The organism is Noviherbaspirillum malthae (assembly GCF_015352985.1).
Taxonomy (GTDB): Bacteria; Pseudomonadota; Gammaproteobacteria; order Burkholderiales; family Burkholderiaceae_D; genus Noviherbaspirillum; species Noviherbaspirillum malthae.
In genome coordinates, this window is the sequence record NZ_JACYXF010000007.1 from 1 (window position 1) to 22,503 (window position 22,503).

At 64.3% G+C, this 22,503-nt stretch carries 19 protein-coding genes; 15 read left to right on the forward strand and 4 right to left on the reverse strand.

Translation table 11 applies throughout. The annotated features are described in order from the left end of the window. The first annotated feature begins 378 nt into the window (after positions 1-378). The 3 genes from trfA (IGW03_RS11990) to IGW03_RS12000 all read left to right on the forward strand — a co-directional run bounded on the left by trfA (IGW03_RS11990) (position 379) and on the right by IGW03_RS12000 (position 4,119). Positions 379-1,320 (forward strand): plasmid replication initiator TrfA, encoded by a 942-nt coding sequence (gene trfA / locus IGW03_RS11990; protein ID WP_194722802.1) that lies wholly within the window; start codon positions 379-381, stop codon positions 1,318-1,320. A gap of 1,413 nt (positions 1,321-2,733) precedes the next feature. Continuing rightward, a complete protein-coding gene (gene trfA / locus IGW03_RS11995) occupies positions 2,734-3,675 on the forward strand; it encodes a plasmid replication initiator TrfA (RefSeq protein WP_194722802.1) in 942 nt (313 codons plus the stop codon). Between the two features lie 156 nt (positions 3,676-3,831). Then, the gene (locus tag IGW03_RS12000) at positions 3,832-4,119 is read left to right on the forward strand and encodes a PsiF family protein (RefSeq protein WP_194722803.1); all 288 of its coding nucleotides are present in this window, start codon (positions 3,832-3,834) and stop codon (positions 4,117-4,119) included. A gap of 85 nt (positions 4,120-4,204) precedes the next feature. On the opposite strand, the gene IGW03_RS12005 is transcribed toward IGW03_RS12000, so the two are convergent. Next, the gene (locus IGW03_RS12005; RefSeq protein ID WP_194722804.1) at positions 4,205-4,435 is read right to left on the reverse strand and encodes a hypothetical protein; all 231 of its coding nucleotides are present in this window, start codon (positions 4,433-4,435) and stop codon (positions 4,205-4,207) included. A gap of 646 nt (positions 4,436-5,081) precedes the next feature. Here IGW03_RS12005 and IGW03_RS12010 point away from each other — a divergent pair. From IGW03_RS12010 to IGW03_RS38890, 3 genes are all read left to right on the forward strand, one after another. After that, the gene (locus IGW03_RS12010; RefSeq protein ID WP_194722805.1) at positions 5,082-5,489 is read left to right on the forward strand and encodes an aminoacyl-tRNA synthetase; all 408 of its coding nucleotides are present in this window, start codon (positions 5,082-5,084) and stop codon (positions 5,487-5,489) included. 147 nt (positions 5,490-5,636) lie between these two features. Beyond that, complete coding sequence (locus tag IGW03_RS12015) at positions 5,637-6,773, forward strand: methyltransferase (RefSeq protein ID WP_194722806.1); 1,137 nt, start codon at positions 5,637-5,639, stop codon at positions 6,771-6,773. 128 nt (positions 6,774-6,901) lie between these two features. Next, on the forward strand, positions 6,902-8,041 hold the full coding sequence (locus IGW03_RS38890; RefSeq protein WP_194722807.1) for a sensor histidine kinase: 1,140 nt from the start codon (positions 6,902-6,904) through the stop codon (positions 8,039-8,041). A gap of 22 nt (positions 8,042-8,063) precedes the next feature. On the opposite strand, the gene IGW03_RS12025 is transcribed toward IGW03_RS38890, so the two are convergent. Beyond that, a complete protein-coding gene (locus IGW03_RS12025; RefSeq protein WP_194722808.1) occupies positions 8,064-10,742 on the reverse strand; it encodes a bifunctional acetate--CoA ligase family protein/GNAT family N-acetyltransferase in 2,679 nt (892 codons plus the stop codon). Between the two features lie 253 nt (positions 10,743-10,995). Here IGW03_RS12025 and IGW03_RS12030 point away from each other — a divergent pair, with 253 nt between their 5' ends. The 8 genes from IGW03_RS12030 to IGW03_RS12065 all read left to right on the forward strand — a co-directional run bounded on the left by IGW03_RS12030 (position 10,996) and on the right by IGW03_RS12065 (position 20,025). Beyond that, positions 10,996-13,218, forward strand: a complete 2,223-nt coding sequence (locus tag IGW03_RS12030; RefSeq protein WP_194722809.1) for a S8 family peptidase — start codon at positions 10,996-10,998, stop codon at positions 13,216-13,218. Between the two features lie 99 nt (positions 13,219-13,317). Then, the gene (locus tag IGW03_RS12035; RefSeq protein ID WP_194722810.1) at positions 13,318-14,571 is read left to right on the forward strand and encodes a GGDEF domain-containing protein; all 1,254 of its coding nucleotides are present in this window, start codon (positions 13,318-13,320) and stop codon (positions 14,569-14,571) included. 14 nt (positions 14,572-14,585) lie between these two features. Further along, positions 14,586-14,990 (forward strand): gamma-glutamylcyclotransferase family protein, encoded by a 405-nt coding sequence (locus IGW03_RS12040; protein ID WP_194722811.1) that lies wholly within the window; start codon positions 14,586-14,588, stop codon positions 14,988-14,990. Between the two features lie 103 nt (positions 14,991-15,093). Next, on the forward strand, positions 15,094-16,830 hold the full coding sequence (gene argS, locus IGW03_RS12045) for an arginine--tRNA ligase (RefSeq protein WP_194722812.1): 1,737 nt from the start codon (positions 15,094-15,096) through the stop codon (positions 16,828-16,830). A 94-nt stretch (positions 16,831-16,924) separates the two neighbouring features. Then, positions 16,925-17,629: an SPOR domain-containing protein gene (locus IGW03_RS12050; protein WP_194722813.1), complete on the forward strand. Its 705-nt coding sequence runs from the start codon at positions 16,925-16,927 to the stop codon at positions 17,627-17,629. Positions 17,630-17,674: 45 nt separating this feature from the next. Then, positions 17,675-18,340 (forward strand): thiol:disulfide interchange protein DsbA/DsbL, encoded by a 666-nt coding sequence (locus IGW03_RS12055; protein ID WP_194722814.1) that lies wholly within the window; start codon positions 17,675-17,677, stop codon positions 18,338-18,340. 105 nt (positions 18,341-18,445) lie between these two features. Further along, a complete protein-coding gene (locus IGW03_RS12060) occupies positions 18,446-19,225 on the forward strand; it encodes an SDR family oxidoreductase (protein ID WP_194722815.1) in 780 nt (259 codons plus the stop codon). Then, positions 19,222-20,025: a helical backbone metal receptor gene (locus IGW03_RS12065; protein WP_194722816.1), complete on the forward strand. Its 804-nt coding sequence runs from the start codon at positions 19,222-19,224 to the stop codon at positions 20,023-20,025. The genes IGW03_RS12060 and IGW03_RS12065 overlap by 4 nt, the downstream gene beginning before the upstream one ends. 53 nt (positions 20,026-20,078) lie before the next feature. Here the strand turns inward: IGW03_RS12065 and IGW03_RS12070 are convergent, their stop codons facing one another. Continuing rightward, positions 20,079-20,480 (reverse strand): hypothetical protein, encoded by a 402-nt coding sequence (locus IGW03_RS12070; protein ID WP_194722817.1) that lies wholly within the window; start codon positions 20,478-20,480, stop codon positions 20,079-20,081. Between the two features lie 298 nt (positions 20,481-20,778). Beyond that, positions 20,779-21,837, reverse strand: coding sequence for an MBL fold metallo-hydrolase (locus tag IGW03_RS12075; protein ID WP_194722818.1), 1,059 nt, complete (start codon positions 21,835-21,837; stop codon positions 20,779-20,781). Between the two features lie 208 nt (positions 21,838-22,045). Here IGW03_RS12075 and IGW03_RS12080 point away from each other — a divergent pair, with 208 nt between their 5' ends. After that, positions 22,046-22,483 carry a MerR family transcriptional regulator gene (locus IGW03_RS12080; protein ID WP_194722819.1) on the forward strand — a complete coding sequence of 146 codons (438 nt, stop codon included), beginning with the start codon at positions 22,046-22,048 and terminating at the stop codon, positions 22,481-22,483. Positions 22,484-22,503: the final 20 nt, after the last annotated feature.

Sequence of the window (22,503 nt, forward strand, 5' to 3'; positions counted from 1 at the left end):
GTTCCGCCACGCTCGAAATACGTGGCACCAGTTCTCGGACCTCTTCCTGCCCGCCGCCACGCTCGGCAAACGTCACCTTTGCTCCAAAAGCAGGGACTTACTGTGCCGGCACACGTTGTTCAAGCGTGGTTCGCACCATCTCCCCCCGTCAGACACCGCTTTGCACCCCTCGCTCGACCAACGACACGACCTTCCCAGCCATGCCAAGCCCGCTCACCCACGCTCGACCAACGATAAAACCGCCACTTGTCCACAGAAATGGTTCCCCTACCCTCGCTCGAAATACGTGTTTCAACGCTGCAACGACGTGCCGCCACGCTCAGCAAACGATAAGGCCCATGGTAACTTCTCGCCTACAACAACAAGGGATCGACCAGCATGCCGGCCACCGCCATCAAGCACAAACCGCTCAGCGACGCGCTCCAGCGCATTGAGGAAACGCTTGCCGCCAAGCGCAAGCACCCCGCACGCGCCATGCCGATGACCCAGCTGAGCCTGGACGCCGATGACGAAGCGGTGCGGCGCGATGTCGAGCAGGCCCTCAACATCGCCCAGCTGCCCTTGTGGGAAAACCAGGTGCGCGGCCTGCCCAATCCGCTGGCGCGCTCGGCGCTGTTCAGCGTGGCCCGCCAGAACGAGCCGCGCCAGCACTTGAAGGAGCGGCCGATCACGTCGGTCAAGGGTGTCGAAATCTTCTACACCGGCGAAGAGCTGCGCCAGGACGACGAAGACGTGTTCCTGAACCTGGTGCACCTGGCGCGCAGCCAGCCGCTGGGCCATGAAGTGTCGTTCACCGCCTACTCGATGTTGAAATCCATGGGCTGGCCGACCTCGGCGCCGTCGTACGAGCGGCTGCGGCTGTGCATTCTGCGGCTGACTGCGAACGCGGTGGAGATCCGCTTCGATGCCGGTTCGGGCAAGCGCGGCTACGGCGGCACGCTGGTGCAGGAGTTCACGTTCAAGGACGAGAGCGACCGGCAGTGGAAGGTGAGGCTGAACCCGAAGCTGATCACCTTGTTCGGGACCGATGCCTATACGCAGCTGGACTGGCGGCAGCGGCTGAAGCTGCGCTCGCCGCTGGCGAAGTGGCTGCACGGTTTCTACTACACGCACCGGGAGCCGTTCGGGTACAAAGTCGAGACGCTGAAGGGCTTGTGCGGGTCGTCGGCACAGCAGCTGTACCACTTCCGCAATGGCTTGAAGAAGGCGCTGGAGCTTTTGGTGGAGCAGGGCTTCCTGAAGTCGTGGAAGATCGATCCGATGACCGATGTGGTGACGGTGGTGCGCAATGCCCGTCCGCAGGGGCTGCTCGGGGCATAAGCTTCTCGGTCGCATCGAGCGATCATTTTGCCGAAACAAACCGAAGAAGGTACCGCGCTCGTCGGCACGGTGCCTTGTTGGCGTTTGCCTGCGCAAACGCGCCCGGCAGGCTCGACTTGCCCGAATGACGTTCCAATTCTCAAATCTTCAAGCTTCCGCTTGAAGCGCTTTCCCATTCCCGCACCAAACGAACAGCTGCAAGGTCCCGGCTTTGGGCAATGACACTGCGAGTGCTCCGCGCATGGGTGGCGGGCGCAAGACATTGACATTGCTGCCGGCCGAAGCCAAGCCCGGACAACGCGCCGGCAGCCTTTCTCCCGACAACCCGGGCAAACAGTTTGCCGGCCACTTGATTCCTCGCGTCTTCTGCTCGCCTTAGAGGGCGTTTGCAGCCATCTTGGCGGGCGGCGTAGACGCTTTGCCGATCCGGCCGGTTGGAAGCTTGAAAGCCGGCTGGCGCTTTCCGAAAACCCTTGGATGACTCGTTGGCGATCAATGTCCGGCATGCCGGCTCCAGACTATCGCGCGCCACGTTTCGTTTGCAGGCTCTATTGGGTGACCGGTCCGTCCCGTCGAATGGCTCATCAATGCCGCCTACACTGCAGCCCTGCCAAGCGGGATTCGTTTCTCAAGCGTTGGGGGCGCCGGATTACAAAGATTAAAAACCGATTAAGCATCCAAAATTTCTCTGCAAGCCACTGATTTGAAAACACTTTTTGAAAGGTGGGCTCGCTCGGAAAACGTTCTTGACTCGCTCCACCTACGACTCTGCCTCGCTCGGCATACGTCGTCCGCTCGCCTCAGCTACGCGTTTCATCGCTCGGCCTACGCCAGCCCTCATCGCTCGAGCTACGTGTGTTTGCGCCGGTTCCGCAACATTTTTCCCTTCCAACACGGCGGTTCAGCTCTCCAGCATGACCTCTCCACGCTCGAACAACGATATTCGGCACCGCTTGACGCCGTAGCGCCGGGCCTAAAATGCAATAAAGCCGCGTTTGCCCACGCTCGAGCGACGTGCCGCAGGCATCCTGGGCCGTTCCGCCACGCTCGAAATACGTGGCACCAGTTCTCGGACCTCTTCCTGCCCGCCGCCACGCTCGGCAAACGTCACCTTTGCTCCAAAAGCAGGGACTTACTGTGCCGGCACACGTTGTTCAAGCGTGGTTCGCACCATCTCCCCCCGTCAGACACCGCTTTGCACCCCTCGCTCGACCAACGACACGACCTTCCCAGCCATGCCAAGCCCGCTCACCCACGCTCGACCAACGATAAAACCGCCACTTGTCCACAGAAATGGTTCCCCTACCCTCGCTCGAAATACGTGTTTCAACGCTGCAACGACGTGCCGCCACGCTCAGCAAACGATAAGGCCCATGGTAACTTCTCGCCTACAACAACAAGGGATCGACCAGCATGCCGGCCACCGCCATCAAGCACAAACCGCTCAGCGACGCGCTCCAGCGCATTGAGGAAACGCTTGCCGCCAAGCGCAAGCACCCCGCACGCGCCATGCCGATGACCCAGCTGAGCCTGGACGCCGATGACGAAGCGGTGCGGCGCGATGTCGAGCAGGCCCTCAACATCGCCCAGCTGCCCTTGTGGGAAAACCAGGTGCGCGGCCTGCCCAATCCGCTGGCGCGCTCGGCGCTGTTCAGCGTGGCCCGCCAGAACGAGCCGCGCCAGCACTTGAAGGAGCGGCCGATCACGTCGGTCAAGGGTGTCGAAATCTTCTACACCGGCGAAGAGCTGCGCCAGGACGACGAAGACGTGTTCCTGAACCTGGTGCACCTGGCGCGCAGCCAGCCGCTGGGCCATGAAGTGTCGTTCACCGCCTACTCGATGTTGAAATCCATGGGCTGGCCGACCTCGGCGCCGTCGTACGAGCGGCTGCGGCTGTGCATTCTGCGGCTGACTGCGAACGCGGTGGAGATCCGCTTCGATGCCGGTTCGGGCAAGCGCGGCTACGGCGGCACGCTGGTGCAGGAGTTCACGTTCAAGGACGAGAGCGACCGGCAGTGGAAGGTGAGGCTGAACCCGAAGCTGATCACCTTGTTCGGGACCGATGCCTATACGCAGCTGGACTGGCGGCAGCGGCTGAAGCTGCGTTCGCCGCTGGCGAAGTGGCTGCACGGTTTCTATTACACGCACCGGGAGCCGTTCGGGTACAAAGTCGAGACGCTGAAAGGCTTGTGCGGGTCGTCGGCGCAGCAGCTGTACCACTTCCGCAATGGCTTGAAGAAGGCGCTGGAGCTTTTGGTGGAGCAGGGCTTCCTGAAGTCGTGGAAGATCGATCCGATGACGGATGTGGTGACGGTGGTGCGCAATGCCCGTCCGCAGGGACTGCTCGGCGCGTAATCCCTGCGCTATCGTATGTCGAGCGCGGCTCCTTTCGCCGCCTTTGATTGAATCCAGGTCAAATCTCTGCGAGCCAATATAGGAATGGCCGGAGAAATGTGCTGTAATAAATTTGACTCATGTAGTCACCTATTAAAACAGCCCCTGGAGAACAAGATGAAGACAATTGCTGGCGCACTGGTGCTCGCCTTACCCATGCTTTTCCATTCCGCATTCGCCGCCACCGAGCAGCAGAACAAGATGGCGACGTGCAACAAGGAAGCCGCGGACAAGAAAGGCGATGAGCGCAAGGCCTTCATGAAGGACTGTCTGAGCAGCAAGCCGAAAGTCAGCGAGGCGCAAAAGGCGCAGCAGGACAAGATGAAGACCTGCAATGCTGACGCCAAGGGAAAAACCGGCGACGAGCGCAAGAAATTCATGAGCGAGTGCCTGAAGAAAGGCTGACCCGCCAGTTTTTGATCGAGGGCAGTTCTTGCCCCTCGCCCGTGCCCGCAGGAGCTGTCCCGGGTGCGGGCTGTTTTGCTGCGGCTTATTCCGCCGAGAACTCCGCCGCCGCCTTGGCCGTCCACAAGGCCTTGTCGTAACTGTCGAACGGCGCATCATAGCCGTCCGTCTTGCCGTCGGCGCCAACGAAGTAGGTCCACCAGCCGGCCTCTTCCCGGACGATGGCAATATCGCCTTTTCTGCAATGGTCGACGATGCGCTCATCGTTGGCGAGCGTCACGATCTTGATACCTCGGTGATGAATCACGGTCGACATGATTTCTCCATTCGGAACAGCAAGGCCGGAGGATGGCTCCGGATGCCCGGGGTCGCGGGATGAGCAGCCGGGGCAGTCATGCTGTTGTAACTGAATTGCCGACCTTGTAGTGAACTCATTCAAAGACCGTTGATTTGGCGCAGCGTTCATCCGGACGCCGGCCCGCATGGCTGCTTGCTGCCAATCCGGCATGTGCAGATAAGCTTGGGTAAATGGCAATGTCAGTGTAATATCGCGTTACAAAAATCCACCTCAGGAAGGTTGGGAGACACAAAAGCCCGCACGGATATCCGTGCGGGCTTTTCTATTTGGCCTGCGGAAGGCGCGTCTGAAAGTCTGCGGTCCCGCCGAGCCGAGAATGCCCCCGCCCGCAGCGCCGGGCTTGCCGTACGGAGCATGCTGCCAAGATATAAACGCCGGCTATACCGGATATCACGACAATAAAGCGGACACGATCCGGAGCGGCCGGTATATTGGCACCTGTCTCCTCCAACTCTCCTAGAATTGGATTGGCCCGCTACCGAAAGGTCTGCGGGCTTTTTTTTGCCTGAAGCCTTCCCGTTCCCGCATCCGCACCGCCGCGTCGGTGAACCCGCCGCGCCAAAGCCATCTAACTTCATGTGCCAGACAACATGGGGAGACCGCAATGCGTATGAGCGACGAGGAGTATTTCCGCAGCTGCGTGGCCAAGGAGCGCCACCTTGCCCAGCTGCTGGGACACGAGGTCGAGGAATTCTACGAAAGCGCCGGCGTGCTCTGGGAGGGCACCAACGCCATGCCGCAATGGACGCGTGACTGGGCCGCCTGCGGGCCGCTGATCGCCCTCTACAATATCCCGATCAGCTACGGCAGCCAGGGCGGCGACGCCATGCCCGACACGGTGATCGCCGGCCCGGTCATCGCGCATTACAGCGACCATCCGTCGCCCGACAGGGCGGTGATGTATGCGATCGTCAAGGCAGTCATCACCCTGCTCGAACACGACAAGGCGCATCGCTATCCGCATCGCTTCCCGCTGCATGACCATGCGCACCAGGCGCCTTCGCACCGGTAAAGGCCGGCGGAGAGGCCGGCGGTCCGGGACGATCGCCGGCCAGGCGTAGAATGGCGGTCTTTTCGCTTTCCATTCCTGAACGGACCGCCGTATGCCTTGCCGCCAGCCTTTTGCCCGCGCCTTCCTTCCCGGCGTGAAAGTCCGCCCATGAGCGGCTACCCCGTTATTCAATGGCGCGAAGCCGATGGCGACCATGCCGCCCGCTGGCGCTCCGAGGCAGGCGTGCCGCCGCCGAAGCGCACCGTCGTGGCCGATGACAGGATGAATGCCGATGCGGCGTACAAGCTTGCCTGCGAAGGCACGGCCCTGCTGTGGCGCGGCGACTTCCAGAATGCCCGGCAACTGCTGCAGGCGCTGGCGCGGCGCATCGACCGCAAGCCGAAAAAGCCGCGCCCGCCTGCGGCTTCGACCACGGAAGCGTTTCACCAGCACCGGCAGGCGCAGGCGCAGCGCGCCCGCATACTCGGCATGCTGCTGCTGCCGTTCGAGGCCGGGCATGTCGTTCCGCTGCGGCGCGCCCCCGATGTCAGGCAAGCCTGCGAAGAAGCCTACGGCCCGGCGCAGGAGGCCTACGTGGCATCGCTGCGGGAATTGCTCGGCTTGATCGGTGCCCATGAATGGCACAAGAAGGGCGTGGAGATTCCCGCGCTGGGCGGGCGCATCCATCCCTGCTACGGCGTGTTTTCCCCGGTGCGCGGCGAGTATGTCGACCTGGTTGCGCAGGCGCCGCTGCCTGCCGGAGCGAATGCGCAGGCCTTCGATATCGGCACCGGCACCGGCGTGCTGGCGGCCGTGCTGGCCGGGCGCGGCGTCTCGAAAGTCGTGGCGACCGACCAGGACCCGCGTGCGCTGGCCTGCGCGCGCGACAACCTCGAGCGCCTCGGCCTGGCCGGCCGCGTCGAACTGCTGGAGGCCGATCTGTTTCCGCCGGGCCGCGCGGCGCTGGTCGTGTGCAATCCGCCATGGGTGCCGGCGCGTCCGAGTTCTCCCATCGAGTATGCGGTGTACGACCCCGAGAGCCGCATGCTGCGCGGATTTCTCGGTGGCCTCGCCGCTCACCTGGCGCCGGGCGGGGAGGGCTGGCTGATCCTGTCCGACTTCGCCGAGCATCTCGGCCTGCGCACGCGCGCGCAGCTGCTGGAATGGGTGAATGGTGCCGGGCTGAAGGTTCTCGCCAGAATGGATGTTCGGCCACGGCATCCCAAGACCATGGATGCCGATGATCCCCTACACAAGGCAAGGGCTGCGGAAGTCACTTCCCTGTGGCGGCTTGGTGCAGCCTGACGGGAAGAATGCGCCGGGTCATGCAGCGATTTCGCGTTTCCATGCAGCAATCTGCACACAGCAGGTAAAATGTCCGCCCTGGAACGCTTGTTCGTTCCCGAAGTCAACGGCCCTGCGTTGGAGGCGCGGTGAAATTATCGACGTTCATCAATGACAATATGGAACGCATTGTCGCAGAGTGGGAGGCATTCGCCGGCTCACTGGCGCCCGATGCGGAAAAGCAGGGCGTCGGCCTGCGCGAGCACGCGCGCGACATCCTGCATGCCATCATTGCCGACATCGAAAAGCCGCGGCCGCGCCAGCTTGGGGGGCAAGCCGAAGGGCGCGCCGTCCTGCTCGACGGTCACGAGACGGCCGCCGCCACCTATGGCGCGCTGCGCCACCACGCCGGCTTTCATCTGGACCAGCTGAGCGCCGAATTCCTCGCGCTGCGCGCCAGTGTCATCCGCCTGTGGATGGATTCCGGCCCCGAACTCGATGCGCTGGCGTTTGAACAGATCCTGCATTTCAACGACGCCATCGACCGCGCCCTGTCGGAAGCCCTGGCCCGCTATGCGAAGGAAGTGGAGCGTTCGCGCGACATGTTCCTCGCGATACTCGGGCACGACCTGCGCACGCCGCTGGGCGCCATCATCATGACCAGCCAGTATCTGGCCACGCCGGGCATTCCGAAGCAGAAGCAGGATGATGCCGTCGTGCGGCTCGGACGCAGCGCCGCGGCGATGAGCGCCATGATCAAGGACCTGCTCGAATTCACGCGCAGCCGCCTCGGCGGCGGCGTGCCGGTATCGCCGGCGTACGCCGACATCGGCAAGATATGCCAGTCTGCGCTGGACGAGGCGCGCATTGCCTACCCCCGGCACGAAATGATCTGCGACACATCGGGCGAACTGAGCGCGGTGGTGGACGGCGAACGCCTGCGCCAGGTGGTGGCGAACCTGCTGAGCAATGCAGCCCGCCACGGCGGAAGGGAAGCACCGATCGTCGTTGCCGCGCAGGGCGAAAGCGACCGCGGCGATTGCATCGTCATCGAGGTGCGCAACCGCGGCCCCGCGATTGCCGAGGATGTCCTGCGGGTCATCTTCAACCCGCTGGTCCACGTGGGAGCGGACGACGGCAATGAATCCATGCCGCCCGCAAACCTGGGCCTTGGACTGTTCATCGCGCGAGAAATCGTGGCGGCCCACGGCGGCGAAATCACGGTAACCTCCACCGATGCCGAGGGCACGGTCTTCCGCATCGTCCTGCCGAGGGCGCCCGCTTCCTGATTTTCCGATCTCCCGATCCGGCTTACAGCGCCCGCACGCAGAGCCGGAAATCCATGTCCTCTTCATAGCGCCGCACCTCGAAGCCGAGGCTGCGCATCAGCTTGAGCATCGGCACATTGTTCGACAGCACCAGCCCTTCGATCTGTTCCAGGCCCTTGCTGCGCGCCACGTCCATGATGGAATGCATCATGCGCGAGCCTATGCCCTGGCCGCTGAATTCATCGGACACCGCCAGCGAAAATTCGCAGCTGGCGAGATCCGGGTTGGTGACGTAGCGCGACACCGCGATGATGCGGTCGGTATCGCGGAATCCGCCCTGCTCGTCGGGCGTGCGCTCGCGGTGAACCGCCACCAGCGCCATCTCGCGGTCGTAGTCGATCAGCGTAAAGCGCGCCAGCATGCGCAGCGACAGTTCGCGCATGGTGGAGACGAAGCGCATGTAGCGGCTTTCCGGTGACAGGCGGCGCACGAAATCCTGCAGCATCTCGGCATCGTTCGGGTGCACCGGCCGCATGATGTAATGGCCGCCGCCGCGCAGCGGCCATTCTTCCTCGCGGTCGGACGGATAGGGCAGGATCGCCAGGTGCGGATAGTCGCCGCCGCCGCGCGGCGCATGGTCGACCACCACCCGGGCATCGACCGCCAGCGCGCCGGCGGCGTCGACGATCACCGGGTTGATGTCCATTGCCTTCAACTGCGGCAGCGCGCACACCATCTCGGACACGCGCAGCAGCATGCGTTCCAGCGACTCGCGGTCGGCCGGCGGCGCGCCGCGCCAGCTGCCCAGGGTTTCGGCCGAGCGGGCGCGGTCGATCAGCCGCTGTGCGAGGAACTGGTTGAGCGGCGGCAGCTCGATGGCGCGGTCGGCGATGAGTTCGATCATCGTGCCGCCGGCGCCGAAGGAAATCACCGGGCCGAAGGGTTCGTCGGTATTGACGCCGATGTACAGCTCCCGCCCGCGCGGCTTGCCCGACATGTTCTGGATCGTCACGCCGTTGATGCGCGCATCCGGCCGCAGCCGCTTGACGGTGTCCATCATGTCGTTCCAGGTGTCGCGCACCGCCGCCGCGTTCTGCAGGTTGAGCGCGACGCCCTGCACATCCGACTTGTGCGAGATGTCGGGCGAGTCGATCTTCAATGCCACCGGATAGCCGAGCTGGTTGGCGATCAGGATGGCTTCGCTCGCCGAGCGCGCCAGGATGGTCTTGGTGACCGGAATATGAAAGGCCGCCAGCAAGGCTTTCGATTCCATTTCGGTGAGCACCTTGCGCCGTTCTGCGAGCACGCTTTCGACCAGGATGCGAGCGCCTTCCAGGTCGGGCTTGGCCAGCGGCGACAGCGGCGGCGGCGTCTGCTGCAGCAGCTGCTGGTTCTGATGGAAGGAGGCGATGTTGCTGAAGGCGTCGACCGCCGCTTCCGGCGTGCGGTAGGTCGGGATCGCCGCGCGGCTCAGGATGGTGCGGGCTTCGGCGGCGCGCTCGTCCCCCATCCAGCAGGTCACCAGCGGCTTGACCAGCGAAGGATAGAGATCGGCCAGCGCCTGCGCCACCGCGGTGGTGTCGAGGTCCGGCTTGGGCGAAAGGATGACGAGGATGCCGTCGATTCCCTTGCCGCCGGCGCAGGCGCTGACGGCGGCATGATAGTGCTGGGCGGCGGCTTCCTCGCCGAGGTCGATCACGCTCTGCAGGTTGGCCAGCGGCGACAATTGCGGCGCCAGCGCCGACGCTTCGGCCCCGGACAGCACGCCCAGCTCCAGCCCGAGTTCATTGGTCCAGTCGGCCGCGAGCACGCCCGGACCGCCGCCGTTGCTGATCACCGCCAGCCGCTTGCCGACCGGCAGGTTGCGCGCCGACAGGCCCTTGGCCGCGGTGAACAGCTGCACGAAGCTGCGCACCCGCACCGCGCCCGCGCGCTGCAGCGCGGCGTCGAAGACATCGTCGCTGCCGACGATGGCGCCCGAGTGGGTGAGCGCGGCGCTGGAACCGGCCGGCTTGCGGCCCGCCTTGAGCACGAACACCGGCTTCACGTTGGCCGCCGCGCGCAGCGCGCTCATGAAGCGGCGCGCATTGCAGATGCCCTCCAGATACACGACGATGCTCTGCGTGCGGCGGTCCTGCGCGAGGAAGTCCAGCACTTCGGCGACATCGAGCGAGGTATGGGCGCCGAGCGAGACCACCGTGGAAAAGCCGACGCCGTTCTTCACCGCCCAGTCGAGGATCGACGAGCCGAGCGCGCCCGACTGCGACACCAGCGCCAGTGAGCCGGTGCGCGCCAGCGGCCCGAGCGCGCTCGCATTGAGATTGAGCTGGGGCCGCTGGAAACCCATGGAGTTGGGGCCGAGCAGATGAATGCCGTGCTGCTTCGCGATCGCCTGAAGCCGCTGGGACAGCGCCGCATCCACGCCGCTCGACACGATCAGCGCGGTCTTGCTGCGGATACGGGCGGCGACTTCCAGGGCCGCGGCGAGCTGCTCGTTCGGCAGCGCGATGATCGCCAGGTCCGATTGCGACTGCGCAAGATCGCCCAGGGTGCCGCTCATGCCGACATCGAGGTAGCTGACGCGGCCGGCGAACGCGGCGGCCTGCAGCTGCGCCCGGATCAGCCTGCCGTGCGGCGTCTGGCTGCCCGGGGTGCCGTCGTCGCCGGCAAAGACCACAATGGCGCCCGGCGTGAAAAGCGGTGACAGATAGTGTTTTTCCATACCTGGAGGCCTTGAGTCAGGTTGATCACGACAGCTCGCACAGCGCATGACAGCATTCAAGACAGCATCCGGCATGCCTGCGTTCGCGCAATGCATTGCCGCGCCGAGTTGCATCAAGCGATGCCATTATGTTTATCGCTTTTGACATGCTGTTGCTGGCAGGCGACTTGTCTTCATTTCGTGCAGCGCGATGCGTAGGCAGCGCTCATCTTCCCATGCACAATGGAAAGACGCTTTCTGCATCTTAACGGAAATGTTTCCTCTGCCTGCTACTCCTGCGAGCCTGATTTCGATCGCCGTCTGCTCGGCCTGCATGACGTGGGCGGGAGCCGCCCGTTCCGAAACCGGCGCCGACCTGCCGCCTTCGCTGAGCACCGCTGCGAGCGCCGTCGACATCGAGCGCAGCACCTCCTTCTACCTCGGCCGCATCCGTGCCGACGCCGCCTACGCGCGCGGACTGAGCGGCGCCGGCGTGACGATCGCCACGCTGGACACCGGCATCAGCGGCACGCACAGGGAGTTCATGCAGGCCGGCAAGCTGCTTCCGGGCTTCAATGCCGTCACCGGCGGTACCGACGTCACCGACCGCAGCGGGCACGGCTCGCATGTGGCCGGCATCATCGCCGGCGCGCGCGACGGCCGCGGCAATGCGGGCGTGGCTTATGGCGCGGCGCTGCTGCCGGTCAAGATTTTCCCGGACAGCGGCAGCGGCAGCACGCTGGCGCTCGATGCCGGCCTGCGCCACGCGATCGGCAAGGCGGCCATTGTCAATCTCAGCATCGGCGCATCGGGCTCGTTCGATCCGCGCGCCATGCAGCAGGCGGTCAGCAGCGGCCTGCTGATCGTCGCCGCGGCGGGCAACGACGGCGCGCCGACCAGCAACTGGCCGGCGCGTTTCGCCAGGGAAGCCTGGGCCAACAACCAGATCATTGCCGTCGGCGCGGTGGATGCATCGAACCGGATCGCCTCGTTTTCCAACCGTGCCGGCGACGTCGCCGCCTGGTTCCTGGTCGCGCCCGGCGTCGGCGTGACCTCGGCCTACCGCAACGACCAGTATGCCGTCATGAGCGGCACCTCAATGGCCGCGCCCATGGTCAGCGGTGCGGCGGCGCTGCTGATGCAGATGTGGCCCAGGCTGCGCGCCGACCAGGTGGCGACCATCCTGCTGGTTACCGCCACCGATCTCGGCGCGCCCGGCATCGATCCGATCTACGGCCGCGGCCTGCTCAATATCGAGAAGGCCCTGCAGCCGGTCGGCGCGCTGACCACCACCACCTACAACGGCAAGACCATCCGCGTGCTGTCCGGAACCATGCAGCCGTCGGCCGCCACCAGCGCCGTCTGGAGCCTGGCCGCATCGGGCCAGCTGCGGGCGGTCGGCAGGGATGACTTCCAGCGTGACTTCGGCATCGACCTGGGCAGGACCGTCGCCCGCACCACCGCCATGTCTCTCGACCAGATGATCCGCGGCATGGGGCGGCGCATCGAGGTGGCCGAGCATGTCTTCGATGACGACACGGAAATGAGATTCGCCCGCGAATCATGGACCGGCCGGAACGTCTTGCAGCACGATGCCCCGCATTCCCGCCTCGCCGCTGCCTCGCTGCAGGCGCACGGCCGGGGCGGCATGCAGGCTTCCCTTGCGCTGGGCGCTTTCGCCGGCCAGGAGTTCGGCGCGCAAGGACTGAAGCTGGCGCCGGACCTGCCGCTGTCGCAGGTGGGCGGGCTGGCCAATCCCTATCTCTCGCTGCTGCCCGCGAACGGCCATGTCGCCGTGGCGCGCGAAGCGGCCGGTTTCCGGTTCAAGGCGGGGCTGGTCGCCTCGGGAACGCGCGATCCGCTGGCCTCCACCGACATCTACCTGCCGTCCTCGTCGCCGATGCCGCGGGCAAGGGCGGGCGTGCTCGAGGTGTCGCGCTCCTTCGACGGTGCGTCGATGTCGGTGTCGCTGCTGCAGACGCGGGAAAGCAATGCCTATCTCGGTTCCTATTCGAGCGGTCCGCTGTCGATCGCCAACCGCGCGGCCACTCAGTCAGTGCAGCTCGCAGGCGCCCTGCTGCTCATGCCGCAGCTCGCACTGGCCGGGCAGGCTTCCTATGGCATCACGCCGGGGCATGCCGGCGACAGCCTTGTTGCCGGCGTGACCGACCTGCGCACCAATGCCTTTTCGCTGGCGCTGGTGGCCGCCGACCGCTTCAGCCGGGGCGACCGGCTCAGTTTCGCCGTGTCGCAGCCGATGCGCACCTATGCCGGCCGCCTGACCATGGATGTGCTGTCGAACGAACAGGCGCGCGACAGGCTGGTGTTCTCGATGGTGCCGACGGGCAGGGAAGTGCGCGGAGAACTGAATTACCAGGCGCCGCTGGGTCCTCTGTCCTCGCTCGGCATGAGTCTGCTGGTGCGCCGCGCTCCCAACAACATCGCCGACGCGGCGCTCGACAAGCTGCTGGCGCTGCGTTACGCGAGCCGCTTCTGATTCGTTTCCATTGACACCCGGCGCAACCGCTTTTCCGCTGGACGCCGGCTGGCGACGGCGCTAAGCTCGGGACGTCACATTTCCAATACGCATGAGCCCATGTCGCGAGAGGCCTCGCCGCAAGAACTGACTGCGCCGCAATCGACCACCTCCGGCTCGTTCTGGGGACGCAGCGACAGATTTCCCGAGGAAATCGAAGCCGCCTACCAGTCCGAAATGGACAGGCTGCGCGAAGCCCGCATGGCCCGCACCGGTCTCGCAGGCGCGCTCCTGTATGCCGCCTTCGCCATCAGCGACTGCAGCATGGTGCCCGACGTCTATCAGCAGGCCTGGGCCATCCGTTTCTTCGGCGTGATTCCGCTGATGCTGCTGTGCACGGTCATGTTCGGACGGTTGAAGAACCTGCTGCTGCGCGAAGTCCTGCTGTCGGTCACGCTGATGGCCGCCGGCGCCAGCCTGACCTGGATCGCCGCGCTCAGCCGCCATCCCAATGCCGTGCATTACCACACAGGCGTCACGCTGATCGTCCTGTTCGGCAATATCGTGCTCAATCAGCGCTTCCGCAGCGCGCTGGCCACGTCCGTCGGATTGGTCGCCCTGTACGGCCTGAGCCTGACGCAGGTCGCCGGCATGGCAGGCGAAGTCCGTTTCAACAACTGGCTGTTCTGCCTCGCGGCGGTCGCCATCAGCCTGATCGCCAATTTCCGCATGGACCAGGACCAGCGCCGCGCCTATCTCGCCCGCCTGCGCGAGCAGCAGCGCAACGAGGAATTGAGCCATGCGGTGGAATTGCTCGGCAGGCTGTCGGCCGAGGATGCGCTGACCCGGCTCGCCAACCGGCGCGAATTCGACCGCCGGCTCGGCATCGAATGGAACCGCGCGCGGCGCGACGGCCATGCGCTCGGCCTGGTGCTGATCGACGTCGACTGCTTCAAGAATTACAACGACCATTACGGACACCCCGCCGGCGATGCCTGCCTGCAGAAGGTGGCCGATGCATTGCAGTCGGCTGCGCGGCGCTCCGGCGATCTGGTGGCGCGCTTCGGCGGCGAGGAATTCGTCGCCCTGCTGCCGGGAACCGATACTGCCGATGCGGCGGCCTTGGCCGAACGCATGCGCCGCCAGGTGGCCGACCTGCAGATTCCGCATGCCGCCTCGCGGGTGGCTGCGGGCGTTACCGTCAGCCTCGGCGTTGCCTCTCTCACGCCATCCGACGCGGGCCAGCCGCCGGACCTGGTGGCCGCGGCCGATGCCGCCCTCTACCGCGCCAAGGAGCAGGGGCGCAACCGCGTGGCCGTTGCAGCGGCACCGGCGGCATCGGCGCTATCATTGCCGTCCACCGATCAACACTGAGTTCAGGGTTTCCCATGTCCGCACATGTCTTCACCTATGGTTCGCTGATGTTTCCCGAAGTCTGGCAGCGGGTGGTGCGCGGCGACTACCGGAGCGCACCGGCGGTGCTGGACGGCCATGCCCGCTTCGCGCTGGCCGGCGAAACCTATCCCGGCACCATCGTCAGAACCGGCGCCAGCGTTGCCGGCATCGTCTACTTCGACGTCTCGGACACCGATGTCGCCGCCCTCGACGCCTTCGAAGGCAGCGAATACCGGCGCGACCGGGTGCGGGTCAGGCTGGATTCCGGCGCGCTGGAAGACGCCCATACCTACATCTACCTGCTGCCGCAGAAGTTGTCGGAATCGCCATGGCTACCGGAGAAGTTCCAGATGCAGCGCTTCCTCGGCACCTATTGCCGCGAGCGGCTGGGCGAATAGGCAGGAGAAGTACGCCGAGGCGCGAACCGGTGGAAACGAGCCGGTATAATGCCGGCTTTCCCCCAATTCGCACGCCCGGCCCCGCGCCGTTGCCATTTTTCCCATGCTCGCTTCGCAAAAACAACAGATCATTGACTTGTTCCAGGCCGCGCTCGCGCCCATCGTCGCCGGAACCGAACTGAAACCGAACGTCGTGCTCGAGCGTCCGCGCGACCCGGCGCACGGCGACATCGCCTGTAACATCGCGATGCAGCTGGCCAAGCCGCTGAAGAAGAATCCGCGCGAGCTGGCGCAGGCCATCGTCGCCGCGGTGCTGGCCGACAAGGGCGCGCTGATCGAAAGCGCCGACATCGCCGGTCCCGGCTTCATCAACCTGCGCGTGGCCGCCGCCGCCAAGCAGGCGGTGGTGCAGGAAGTGCTGGACCAGGCCGAACAATTCGGCAAGACGAAGGCCGGCGCCGGCAGGAAGGTGATGGTGGAATTCGTGTCCGCCAACCCGACCGGTCCGCTGCACGTCGGCCACGGCCGCCAGGGCGCGCTCGGCGATGCGCTGTCCTCGCTGCTGGAGGCGCAGGGTTATGAAGTCAGCCGCGAGTTCTACTACAACGATGCCGGCGTCCAGATCGGCAACCTCGCGCTGTCGGTGCAGGCGCGCGCCAGGGGCCTGAAGCCGGGCGAGGAAGGCTGGCCCGAAGCCGCCTACAACGGCGACTACATCGCCGACATCGCCGCCGACTTCCTGCAGAAAAAAACCGTGTCCGCCAGCGACGGCGAACCGGTGACCGCCAGCGGCGACGTCGAGGACATCGAATCCATCCGCAAATTCGCCGTCACCTACCTGCGCCACGAGCAGGATCTCGACCTGCAGGCCTTCGGCGTGAAGTTCGACAACTATTACCTGGAATCCTCGCTGTACACCGAAGGCAAGGTGGCCGCTGCCGTCGAGGCGCTGGTGAAGGCCGGCAAGACCTACGAACAGGACGGCGCGCTGTGGCTGCGCACCACCGAGTACGGCGACGACAAGGACCGCGTGATGAAGAAGTCCGACGGCACCTACACCTACTTCGTGCCCGATGTTGCCTATCACATCACCAAGTGGCAGCGCGGTTTCGGCAAGGTCATCAACGTGCAGGGCAGCGACCACCACGGCACCATCGCCCGCGTGCGCGCCGGCCTGCAGGCGGTCGGCCTCGGCATTCCTGAAGGTTATCCGGATTACGTGCTGCACAAGATGGTCACGGTGATGAAGAACGGCGAGGAAGTGAAAATTTCCAAGCGCGCCGGCTCCTACGTCACGGTACGCGACCTGATCGAATGGTCGGCCGGCGATGCGCTCAGTGAGAGCGGCGAGAACGGCGAGCGCGACCTCACCCGCGGCCGCGACGCGGTGCGCTTCTTCCTCATCTCGCGCAAGGCCGACACCGAATTCACCTTCGACGTCGACCTCGCGCTGTCGCAGTCGGACGAGAACCCGGTGTACTACGTGCAGTACGCGCATGCGCGCATCTGCTCGGTGCTGGCGCAGTGGGGCGGCGACGAAAACACGCTGACCAATGTGGATCTTTCGCCACTGACTTCGCCGCGCGAAGCCGCGCTCCTGACCAAGCTGGCCGAATATCCGGAGATGCTGCAAAAAGCCCTCGACGAACTCGGCCCGCATCAGGTAGCGTTCTATCTGCGCGACCTGGCCGGCGAGCTGCACAGCTACTACAACGCCGAACGCGTGCTGGTCGACGATGCCGCCACCCGGACGGCCCGCCTGACCCTGATGCGCGCCACCCGCCAGGTCCTGCGCAATGGCCTGGCGCTGATCGGTGTATCGGCGCCTTCGAGGATGTAAGAATCTGTTCAAGTGCTTGCGCGCCCATTCCCGCGGACGTAGGGTGGCGCGCAAGAACATCGGGCAGACAGTATCGGAAGTGGATTGAGTAAGTATGCATAACTACAACAGGCAGCAGGGCGGGACAGTACTGGGCATCATCATCGGCCTGATCATCGGCCTCGGCATTGCGCTCGGGGTGGCCATGATGATCACCAAGACCCCGATGCCTTTCACCGACAAGATGGGCCGGCCGAAGCAGCCTGACCAGAACGCCCAGGTGAGCGACCCGAACAGGCCGATGTACGGCAAGCAGGCGAAGAAGCCGGCGGAAGAGGCGGCCAAGGACCCGGCGCCGACGAACACCGCCGCGCCGCAGCCGGCCGAGAAGAAGCAGGAAGTCAAGGTCGATCCCAAGCTCGATGCCGCACCGGCGGCCAAGGCGCCGCAGGAAGCAAAAGAGGGCAAGGCCCCCATCGTCGACCACTCGGCCAAGCTTGGCGTGGCGGAGAAGCCGAAGAAGGCCGAGAGCGATACCCGCGCCGACGTGAAGGCGGAATCCAAGCCCGACGCCCAGGACGAGAAGTGGAGTTATTATCTGCAGGCGGGCGCTTTCCGCGAGCAGAACGATGCGGAGAACATCCGCGCCAAGCTGGCCCTCTTGGGCGTCGAGGCCAGGATCTCGGAACGCCAGGCCGACACCGGCGTGCTGTACCGGGTGCGCGTGGGTCCGTTCAACCAGATGGATTCCATGAACAAGGTCCGCGGCAAGCTGTCTGACAACGGGGTGGATGCGGCGGTCGTGCGCATCGCAAAGTAATCAAAAAACCAATAATCAAAAGCTGATCAAAGCAAAAGGAATCTTATGCGTTTTCTGAAACATGTCCTGGCTGCATTGAGCATTTCCCTGATGGCTGCGGGAGCGCAGGCCGCGCCCGACAATCCGCAGAACGGAGTCGATTACCGCACGCTTGACAAGGCGCAGCAGACCGACTCCGGCAAGAAAGTCGAAGTCACCGAATTCTTCTGGTACTCCTGCCCGCACTGCAATGCGCTGGAACCCGATCTGGTCGCCTGGGTGAAGAAGCAGGGCGACAACATCAACTTCAAGCGCGTGCCGGTGGCTTTCCGCGATTCCATGGTGCCGCAGCAGAAGCTGTATTACACGCTGGAAGCGATGGGCAAGCTCGAGGAACTGCATGCCAAAGTGTTCAACACCATCCATGTGCAGAAGAAACGCACCGACACCGATGCGGAAATCACCGACTTTGTCGTCAAGAACGGCATCGACAAGGCGAAATTCCTCGAGGTGTACAACTCCTTCGGCATCCAGAGCAAGGTCAAGCGCGCCGCCCAGCTGGCCCAGGCCTACCAGATCGACGGCGTGCCGCTCTTGGCCATCGACGGCCGCTACCTGACGTCGCCTTCGATCGTCGCCGCCGGCATCGGCAACAAGCCGGAACCGGTGCTGCATGCCGCCACGCTGCAGGTCGCGGACTGGCTGGTGAACAAGAGCAAGCAAGGCAAATAAACCGTTCAGGCTAGCGTTTCCCGAACCGCAAAAGTCCGTCACTCGCAAGAGGACGGACTTTTTTCTTGGCAATCCGATTCCAATAACAAAGACATGCATGCCGACATGAAACGCGTATTCATCACCGGCGCCTCCAGCGGCTTGGGCGCCGCACTGGCAAGGCGCTACGCCGAACAGGGCGCGACGCTCGGGCTGGTGGCCCGGCGCGGCGACCTGCTGCAGCAGCTGGTCGCCGGGCTGCCACATCCGGAGCGCCATCTCGTCTATGCGCTGGATGTCAACGACCATGCGGCGCTGCAGGCTGCGGCCCGCAGTTTCATCGCCGACCGCGGCGGCGCCGACATCGTCATCGCCAATGCCGGCATTTCGCAGGGCACGCTGACGGAATATGCGGAAGATCTGGAAGTCTTCGAACGCATCTTCGCCACCAATGTGACGGCCACCGTTGCTACCTTCGCGCCTTTCATCACCGCGATGAAGCATCAGGCGGCGGCCGGGAGCCGCGTCTGCCGGCTGGTCGGCATCGCCAGCGTGGCGGGCATCCGCGGCCTGCCGGGCGCCGGCGCCTACAGCGCGTCGAAGTCGGCGGTGATCAGTTATTGCGAATCGCTGCGTGTCGAACTGCGCGGCAGCGGCGTCAGAGTGGTGACCATCGCCCCTGGTTACATCGATACGCCGATGACCAAGGTCAACCGCTATCCGATGCCGTTCCTGATGCCGGCCGCAGACTTCGCGGAGCGGGCCGCACGCGCAATTGAAGCCGGCGCCAGCTTCCGCGTCATTCCCTGGCAGATGGGCGTGGTGGCGAAGCTGCTGCGCCTGCTGCCGAACTGGCTGTACGATGCAGCTTTTGCCAGGGCGCCGCACAAGGCGCGCAAGCCATGACCTACATCGATGCCATCGGGCAGGAGCATCTTCCGCTCGCCGCCGGCCAGACGGCGCGCATCGTTTCGCTGGTGCCGTCGGTCACCGAACTGCTGTGCGAGCTTGGTCTTGCCCCCATGCTGGCGGGCCGCACGGGTTTCTGCATTCATCCGGCGGACACGGTGGGCGCCATTCCCAAGGTGGGCGGCACCAAGGATGTGAATCTCGAAAAGATCCGCCGCCTTGCGCCCACCCACCTGGTGGTCAATATCGACGAAAACGAAAAGCCCACCGTCGATGCGCTCGCGCAGTTCATTCCCCATGTGATCGTCACGCATCCGCTCGCGCCGCGCGACAACCTCGCGCTGTACCGGCTGCTGGGAGGCATCTTCGGCGCGCAGGCGCAGGCCGAACGGCTATGCACCAATTTCGAGCATGAATATGCGGCGCTGCAGACCGCACCGCATGGGCCGCCGCAGACGGTGCTGTACTGCATCTGGAAGGATCCCTGGATGACCGTGTCGCGCGATACCTATATCGCCCGCATGCTTCAGGAGATCGGCTGGCGGCAGTGGGCGCCCGATGGCGCGGGTGATGCCGGCGTGCGCTATCCGCGCTTCGACTGGTCGGATGCGCTGGCGGCGGAAATTGATTTGGTGCTGCTGTCGAGCGAGCCTTACCGCTTCACCGAGGCGCATGTCGATGCGCTGGAGCGGCAGATCGGCAAGCCGGTGCAGCTGGTCGACGGCGAGATGATGTCATGGTACGGCAGCCGCGCCGTCGCCGGATTGCGTTATCTGCGTTCGCTTGCCCAAGGCTGATCACGGATTACGAATCACTAGCGGTCGCCGCCGGAAGGCGAAGGGAATGCAGCTTATTTTTCCCGGTGCATCCTGACCAGCATGCGGATGAATTCACGGGCGAGCGCCTGGTGATGCTTGTCGAGCCGCTGCAGGTCGGTCAGCAGCTTGACGTCGGTAGATTCGAAGCGCGAGGCAGAGGCGCCGGATTCGGTAGCGACCTGGTCTTCGCCGCCGAAGCGCAGCCATTCGGTGGAGACGCCCAGCCATTGCGCCAGGGTGCGCAGTTTTTCCTGTGTGGGGATGGCTTCGCCGACCAGCCATTTGCGGGCGGCATGAACCGTAATCGGACGGCCTTCGAAACGGACATTGAACTCCCGCGCCAGCTGTGTCGGGCTGTCGTTGGAGTACTCTGCGTTGCGCAGCGCTTTCTGAAGCCGCTCGCTAAAGCCTTCTCGTTCTATTGTTGGATTCATGACCGCGAACTATTCCATGTCGAGGCTTGACAGTCAGTCTACAGGCGACATGAACTTCTTGTGACCAAACGTGTAAAGAGAAGGTAACACATTCTTTATCAAGTAAACTGGCCCAATGAATAATATAAATTCGGCATGCCGGAAAGAGGCCGGATAGCTCAATAGTTGATCGAAAAAATCCGCAGGCATCGGAAAAGAGCAGAAAAATTCAGAAAAAATCGATGGTGCGCAGAACAAGCGCAAAAGAAAAAGGCCGGCGCATCGGCCGGCCTTCGATTTCTGTAACCGGTTTTGTCGGTCAGGCGGTGCGAAAGCGGATCACGCCGGCTCCGTCGGTTTCCCTCACCAGCACGCCGTCATGCCAGAGCTTGTTCAGATGAGCCAGCGCTTCGCCAAGTGCGAAGCTCATCTGGTGCGTGTCGAGCGGACGGCGGAACATGATGGGCACGATGTCGGCCGCCGTCTGCGGACTGGCGCAGGCGACGACGACTTCGGCCAGGCGGTCGCGGTGATGATCGTTGAGCTGGCCGATGCGGGTATGCAGGCCGCGGAAGGGTTTGCCGTGCGAGGGCAGCACCAGCGTGTCGGCCGGCAGGTGGCCGAACTTCTTCAGCGAATCCAGGTACATCTGCACCGCATTGGATTCCGGTTCGACGGCGAACACCGAGACGTTGGTGGAAATCCGAGGCAGCACCATGTCACCCGAGATCAGCACGTTCAAATCCGCGCACCAAAGTGATGCATGTTCCGGCGAATGTCCGAAGCCGGTGATCACCTGCCAGTCATGGCTGCCGATGCGGAAGACCTGATCGTCAACGATGCGGTGATAGGCTTCCGGCATCGACGGCACCATGGTCGGGTAGTAGCTCTTGCGGCCTTCGACCTTTTCGCGCATCGACGCCTCGCTCAATCCGTGGCGCACGAAGTGGGGGAGCGCAGCGACGCCGTCGACGCCCGGCAGCGACGCCGACATCATGCGGGCGAAGCCGTAGTCGCCGGCCGTCATCCACAGCCGCGCGTTCCAGCGCTTGCACAGCCAGTCCGCCAGGCCGACATGGTCGGGATGGCAGTGGGTGACGATGACGCGCCGCACCGGCAGGCCGCCGAGCGCATTGGCGAATACCGATTCCCAGGCTTCGCGGGTGGCGTCGCTGCTGATGCCGCAGTCAATGATGGTCCAGCCGCCTTCGCCCTCCCGGTCCGGGCCGTCGCGCAGCAGCCAGAGATTGATGTGGTCGAGCGCGAAGGGCAGGCCGACGCGCAGCCAGAACAGGCCGGGTGCGACTTCCATGACCGTGCCGTTGGGCGGCAGCTGGTCGCCGAACGGATACTCGAGTTGGGATTCCAGGGGATTCATGGCGGCGGCTCCAGGGAAAACAGTTGAATGCAGGTTGGATGGGAGAGGCGGCGCATTGCCGCCACACTGCGGTTTACGCCGGTTCACATTTGCGGCGGACGCGCCTACAATACGCCTTCATGTGACTTTACGTTAACGTAAACTGCAGTTGCTTTCCAGTGATTCTAAACACATTCGTTTTTCGCTGCTGACGACCCGGAATTCCCTCATGCCAACCTACACCATTACCGAGCTTGCCCGCGAATTCGACATCACGCCCCGCGCCATCCGTTTCTACGAAGACCAAGGCCTCTTGAGCCCCAAGCGCGAAGGCGCCGGCGGCCGCACCCGGGTCTACAGCGCGGGCGAGCGTACCCGGCTCAAGCTCACCCTGCGCGGCAAGCGCCTCGGCCTGAGCCTGTCGGAAATCAAGGCGCTGGTGGACATGTACGAATCGCCGAAGGACACCGCGCCGCAGCTCAAGCGCTTCCTGACGGTGCTGGCCCAGCACCGGGAAACCCTGGAGCGGCAGCGCGAGGACATCGAGGTCACCCTGGCGGAAATCGCCGCGCATGAAGAGGAATGCAATCGCCTGCTGGCTGGCGAGAAGCCGCTGAAAACTGCGGAAAAGAAGACCGCATCCCGCAAGCTCAAGGACGCCGCCTGAGCGTCCTCAAAATCGTAGTT

What these genes read in the sequence shown, in the direction of transcription:
- IGW03_RS12080 (WP_194722819.1), top strand. Translation starts at nt 22,046, where the DNA reads ATGCCAACCTACACCATTACCGAGCTTGCCCGCGAATTCGACATCACG.
- IGW03_RS12075 (WP_194722818.1), bottom strand. Translation starts at nt 21,837, where the DNA reads ATGAATCCCCTGGAATCCCAACTCGAGTATCCGTTCGGCGACCAGCTG.
- IGW03_RS12060 (WP_194722815.1), top strand. Translation starts at nt 18,446, where the DNA reads ATGAAACGCGTATTCATCACCGGCGCCTCCAGCGGCTTGGGCGCCGCA.
- trfA (WP_194722802.1), top strand. Translation starts at nt 379, where the DNA reads ATGCCGGCCACCGCCATCAAGCACAAACCGCTCAGCGACGCGCTCCAG.
- IGW03_RS12000 (WP_194722803.1), top strand. Translation starts at nt 3,832, where the DNA reads ATGAAGACAATTGCTGGCGCACTGGTGCTCGCCTTACCCATGCTTTTC.
- IGW03_RS12030 (WP_194722809.1), top strand. Translation starts at nt 10,996, where the DNA reads ATGTTTCCTCTGCCTGCTACTCCTGCGAGCCTGATTTCGATCGCCGTC.
- IGW03_RS12065 (WP_194722816.1), top strand. Translation starts at nt 19,222, where the DNA reads ATGACCTACATCGATGCCATCGGGCAGGAGCATCTTCCGCTCGCCGCC.
- IGW03_RS12055 (WP_194722814.1), top strand. Translation starts at nt 17,675, where the DNA reads ATGCGTTTTCTGAAACATGTCCTGGCTGCATTGAGCATTTCCCTGATG.
- IGW03_RS12025 (WP_194722808.1), bottom strand. Translation starts at nt 10,742, where the DNA reads ATGGAAAAACACTATCTGTCACCGCTTTTCACGCCGGGCGCCATTGTG.
- IGW03_RS12070 (WP_194722817.1), bottom strand. Translation starts at nt 20,480, where the DNA reads ATGAATCCAACAATAGAACGAGAAGGCTTTAGCGAGCGGCTTCAGAAA.
- trfA (WP_194722802.1), top strand. Translation starts at nt 2,734, where the DNA reads ATGCCGGCCACCGCCATCAAGCACAAACCGCTCAGCGACGCGCTCCAG.
- IGW03_RS12035 (WP_194722810.1), top strand. Translation starts at nt 13,318, where the DNA reads ATGTCGCGAGAGGCCTCGCCGCAAGAACTGACTGCGCCGCAATCGACC.
- IGW03_RS12050 (WP_194722813.1), top strand. Translation starts at nt 16,925, where the DNA reads ATGCATAACTACAACAGGCAGCAGGGCGGGACAGTACTGGGCATCATC.
- argS (WP_194722812.1), top strand. Translation starts at nt 15,094, where the DNA reads ATGCTCGCTTCGCAAAAACAACAGATCATTGACTTGTTCCAGGCCGCG.
- IGW03_RS12005 (WP_194722804.1), bottom strand. Translation starts at nt 4,435, where the DNA reads ATGTCGACCGTGATTCATCACCGAGGTATCAAGATCGTGACGCTCGCC.
- IGW03_RS12010 (WP_194722805.1), top strand. Translation starts at nt 5,082, where the DNA reads ATGCGTATGAGCGACGAGGAGTATTTCCGCAGCTGCGTGGCCAAGGAG.
- IGW03_RS12040 (WP_194722811.1), top strand. Translation starts at nt 14,586, where the DNA reads ATGTCCGCACATGTCTTCACCTATGGTTCGCTGATGTTTCCCGAAGTC.
- IGW03_RS12015 (WP_194722806.1), top strand. Translation starts at nt 5,637, where the DNA reads ATGAGCGGCTACCCCGTTATTCAATGGCGCGAAGCCGATGGCGACCAT.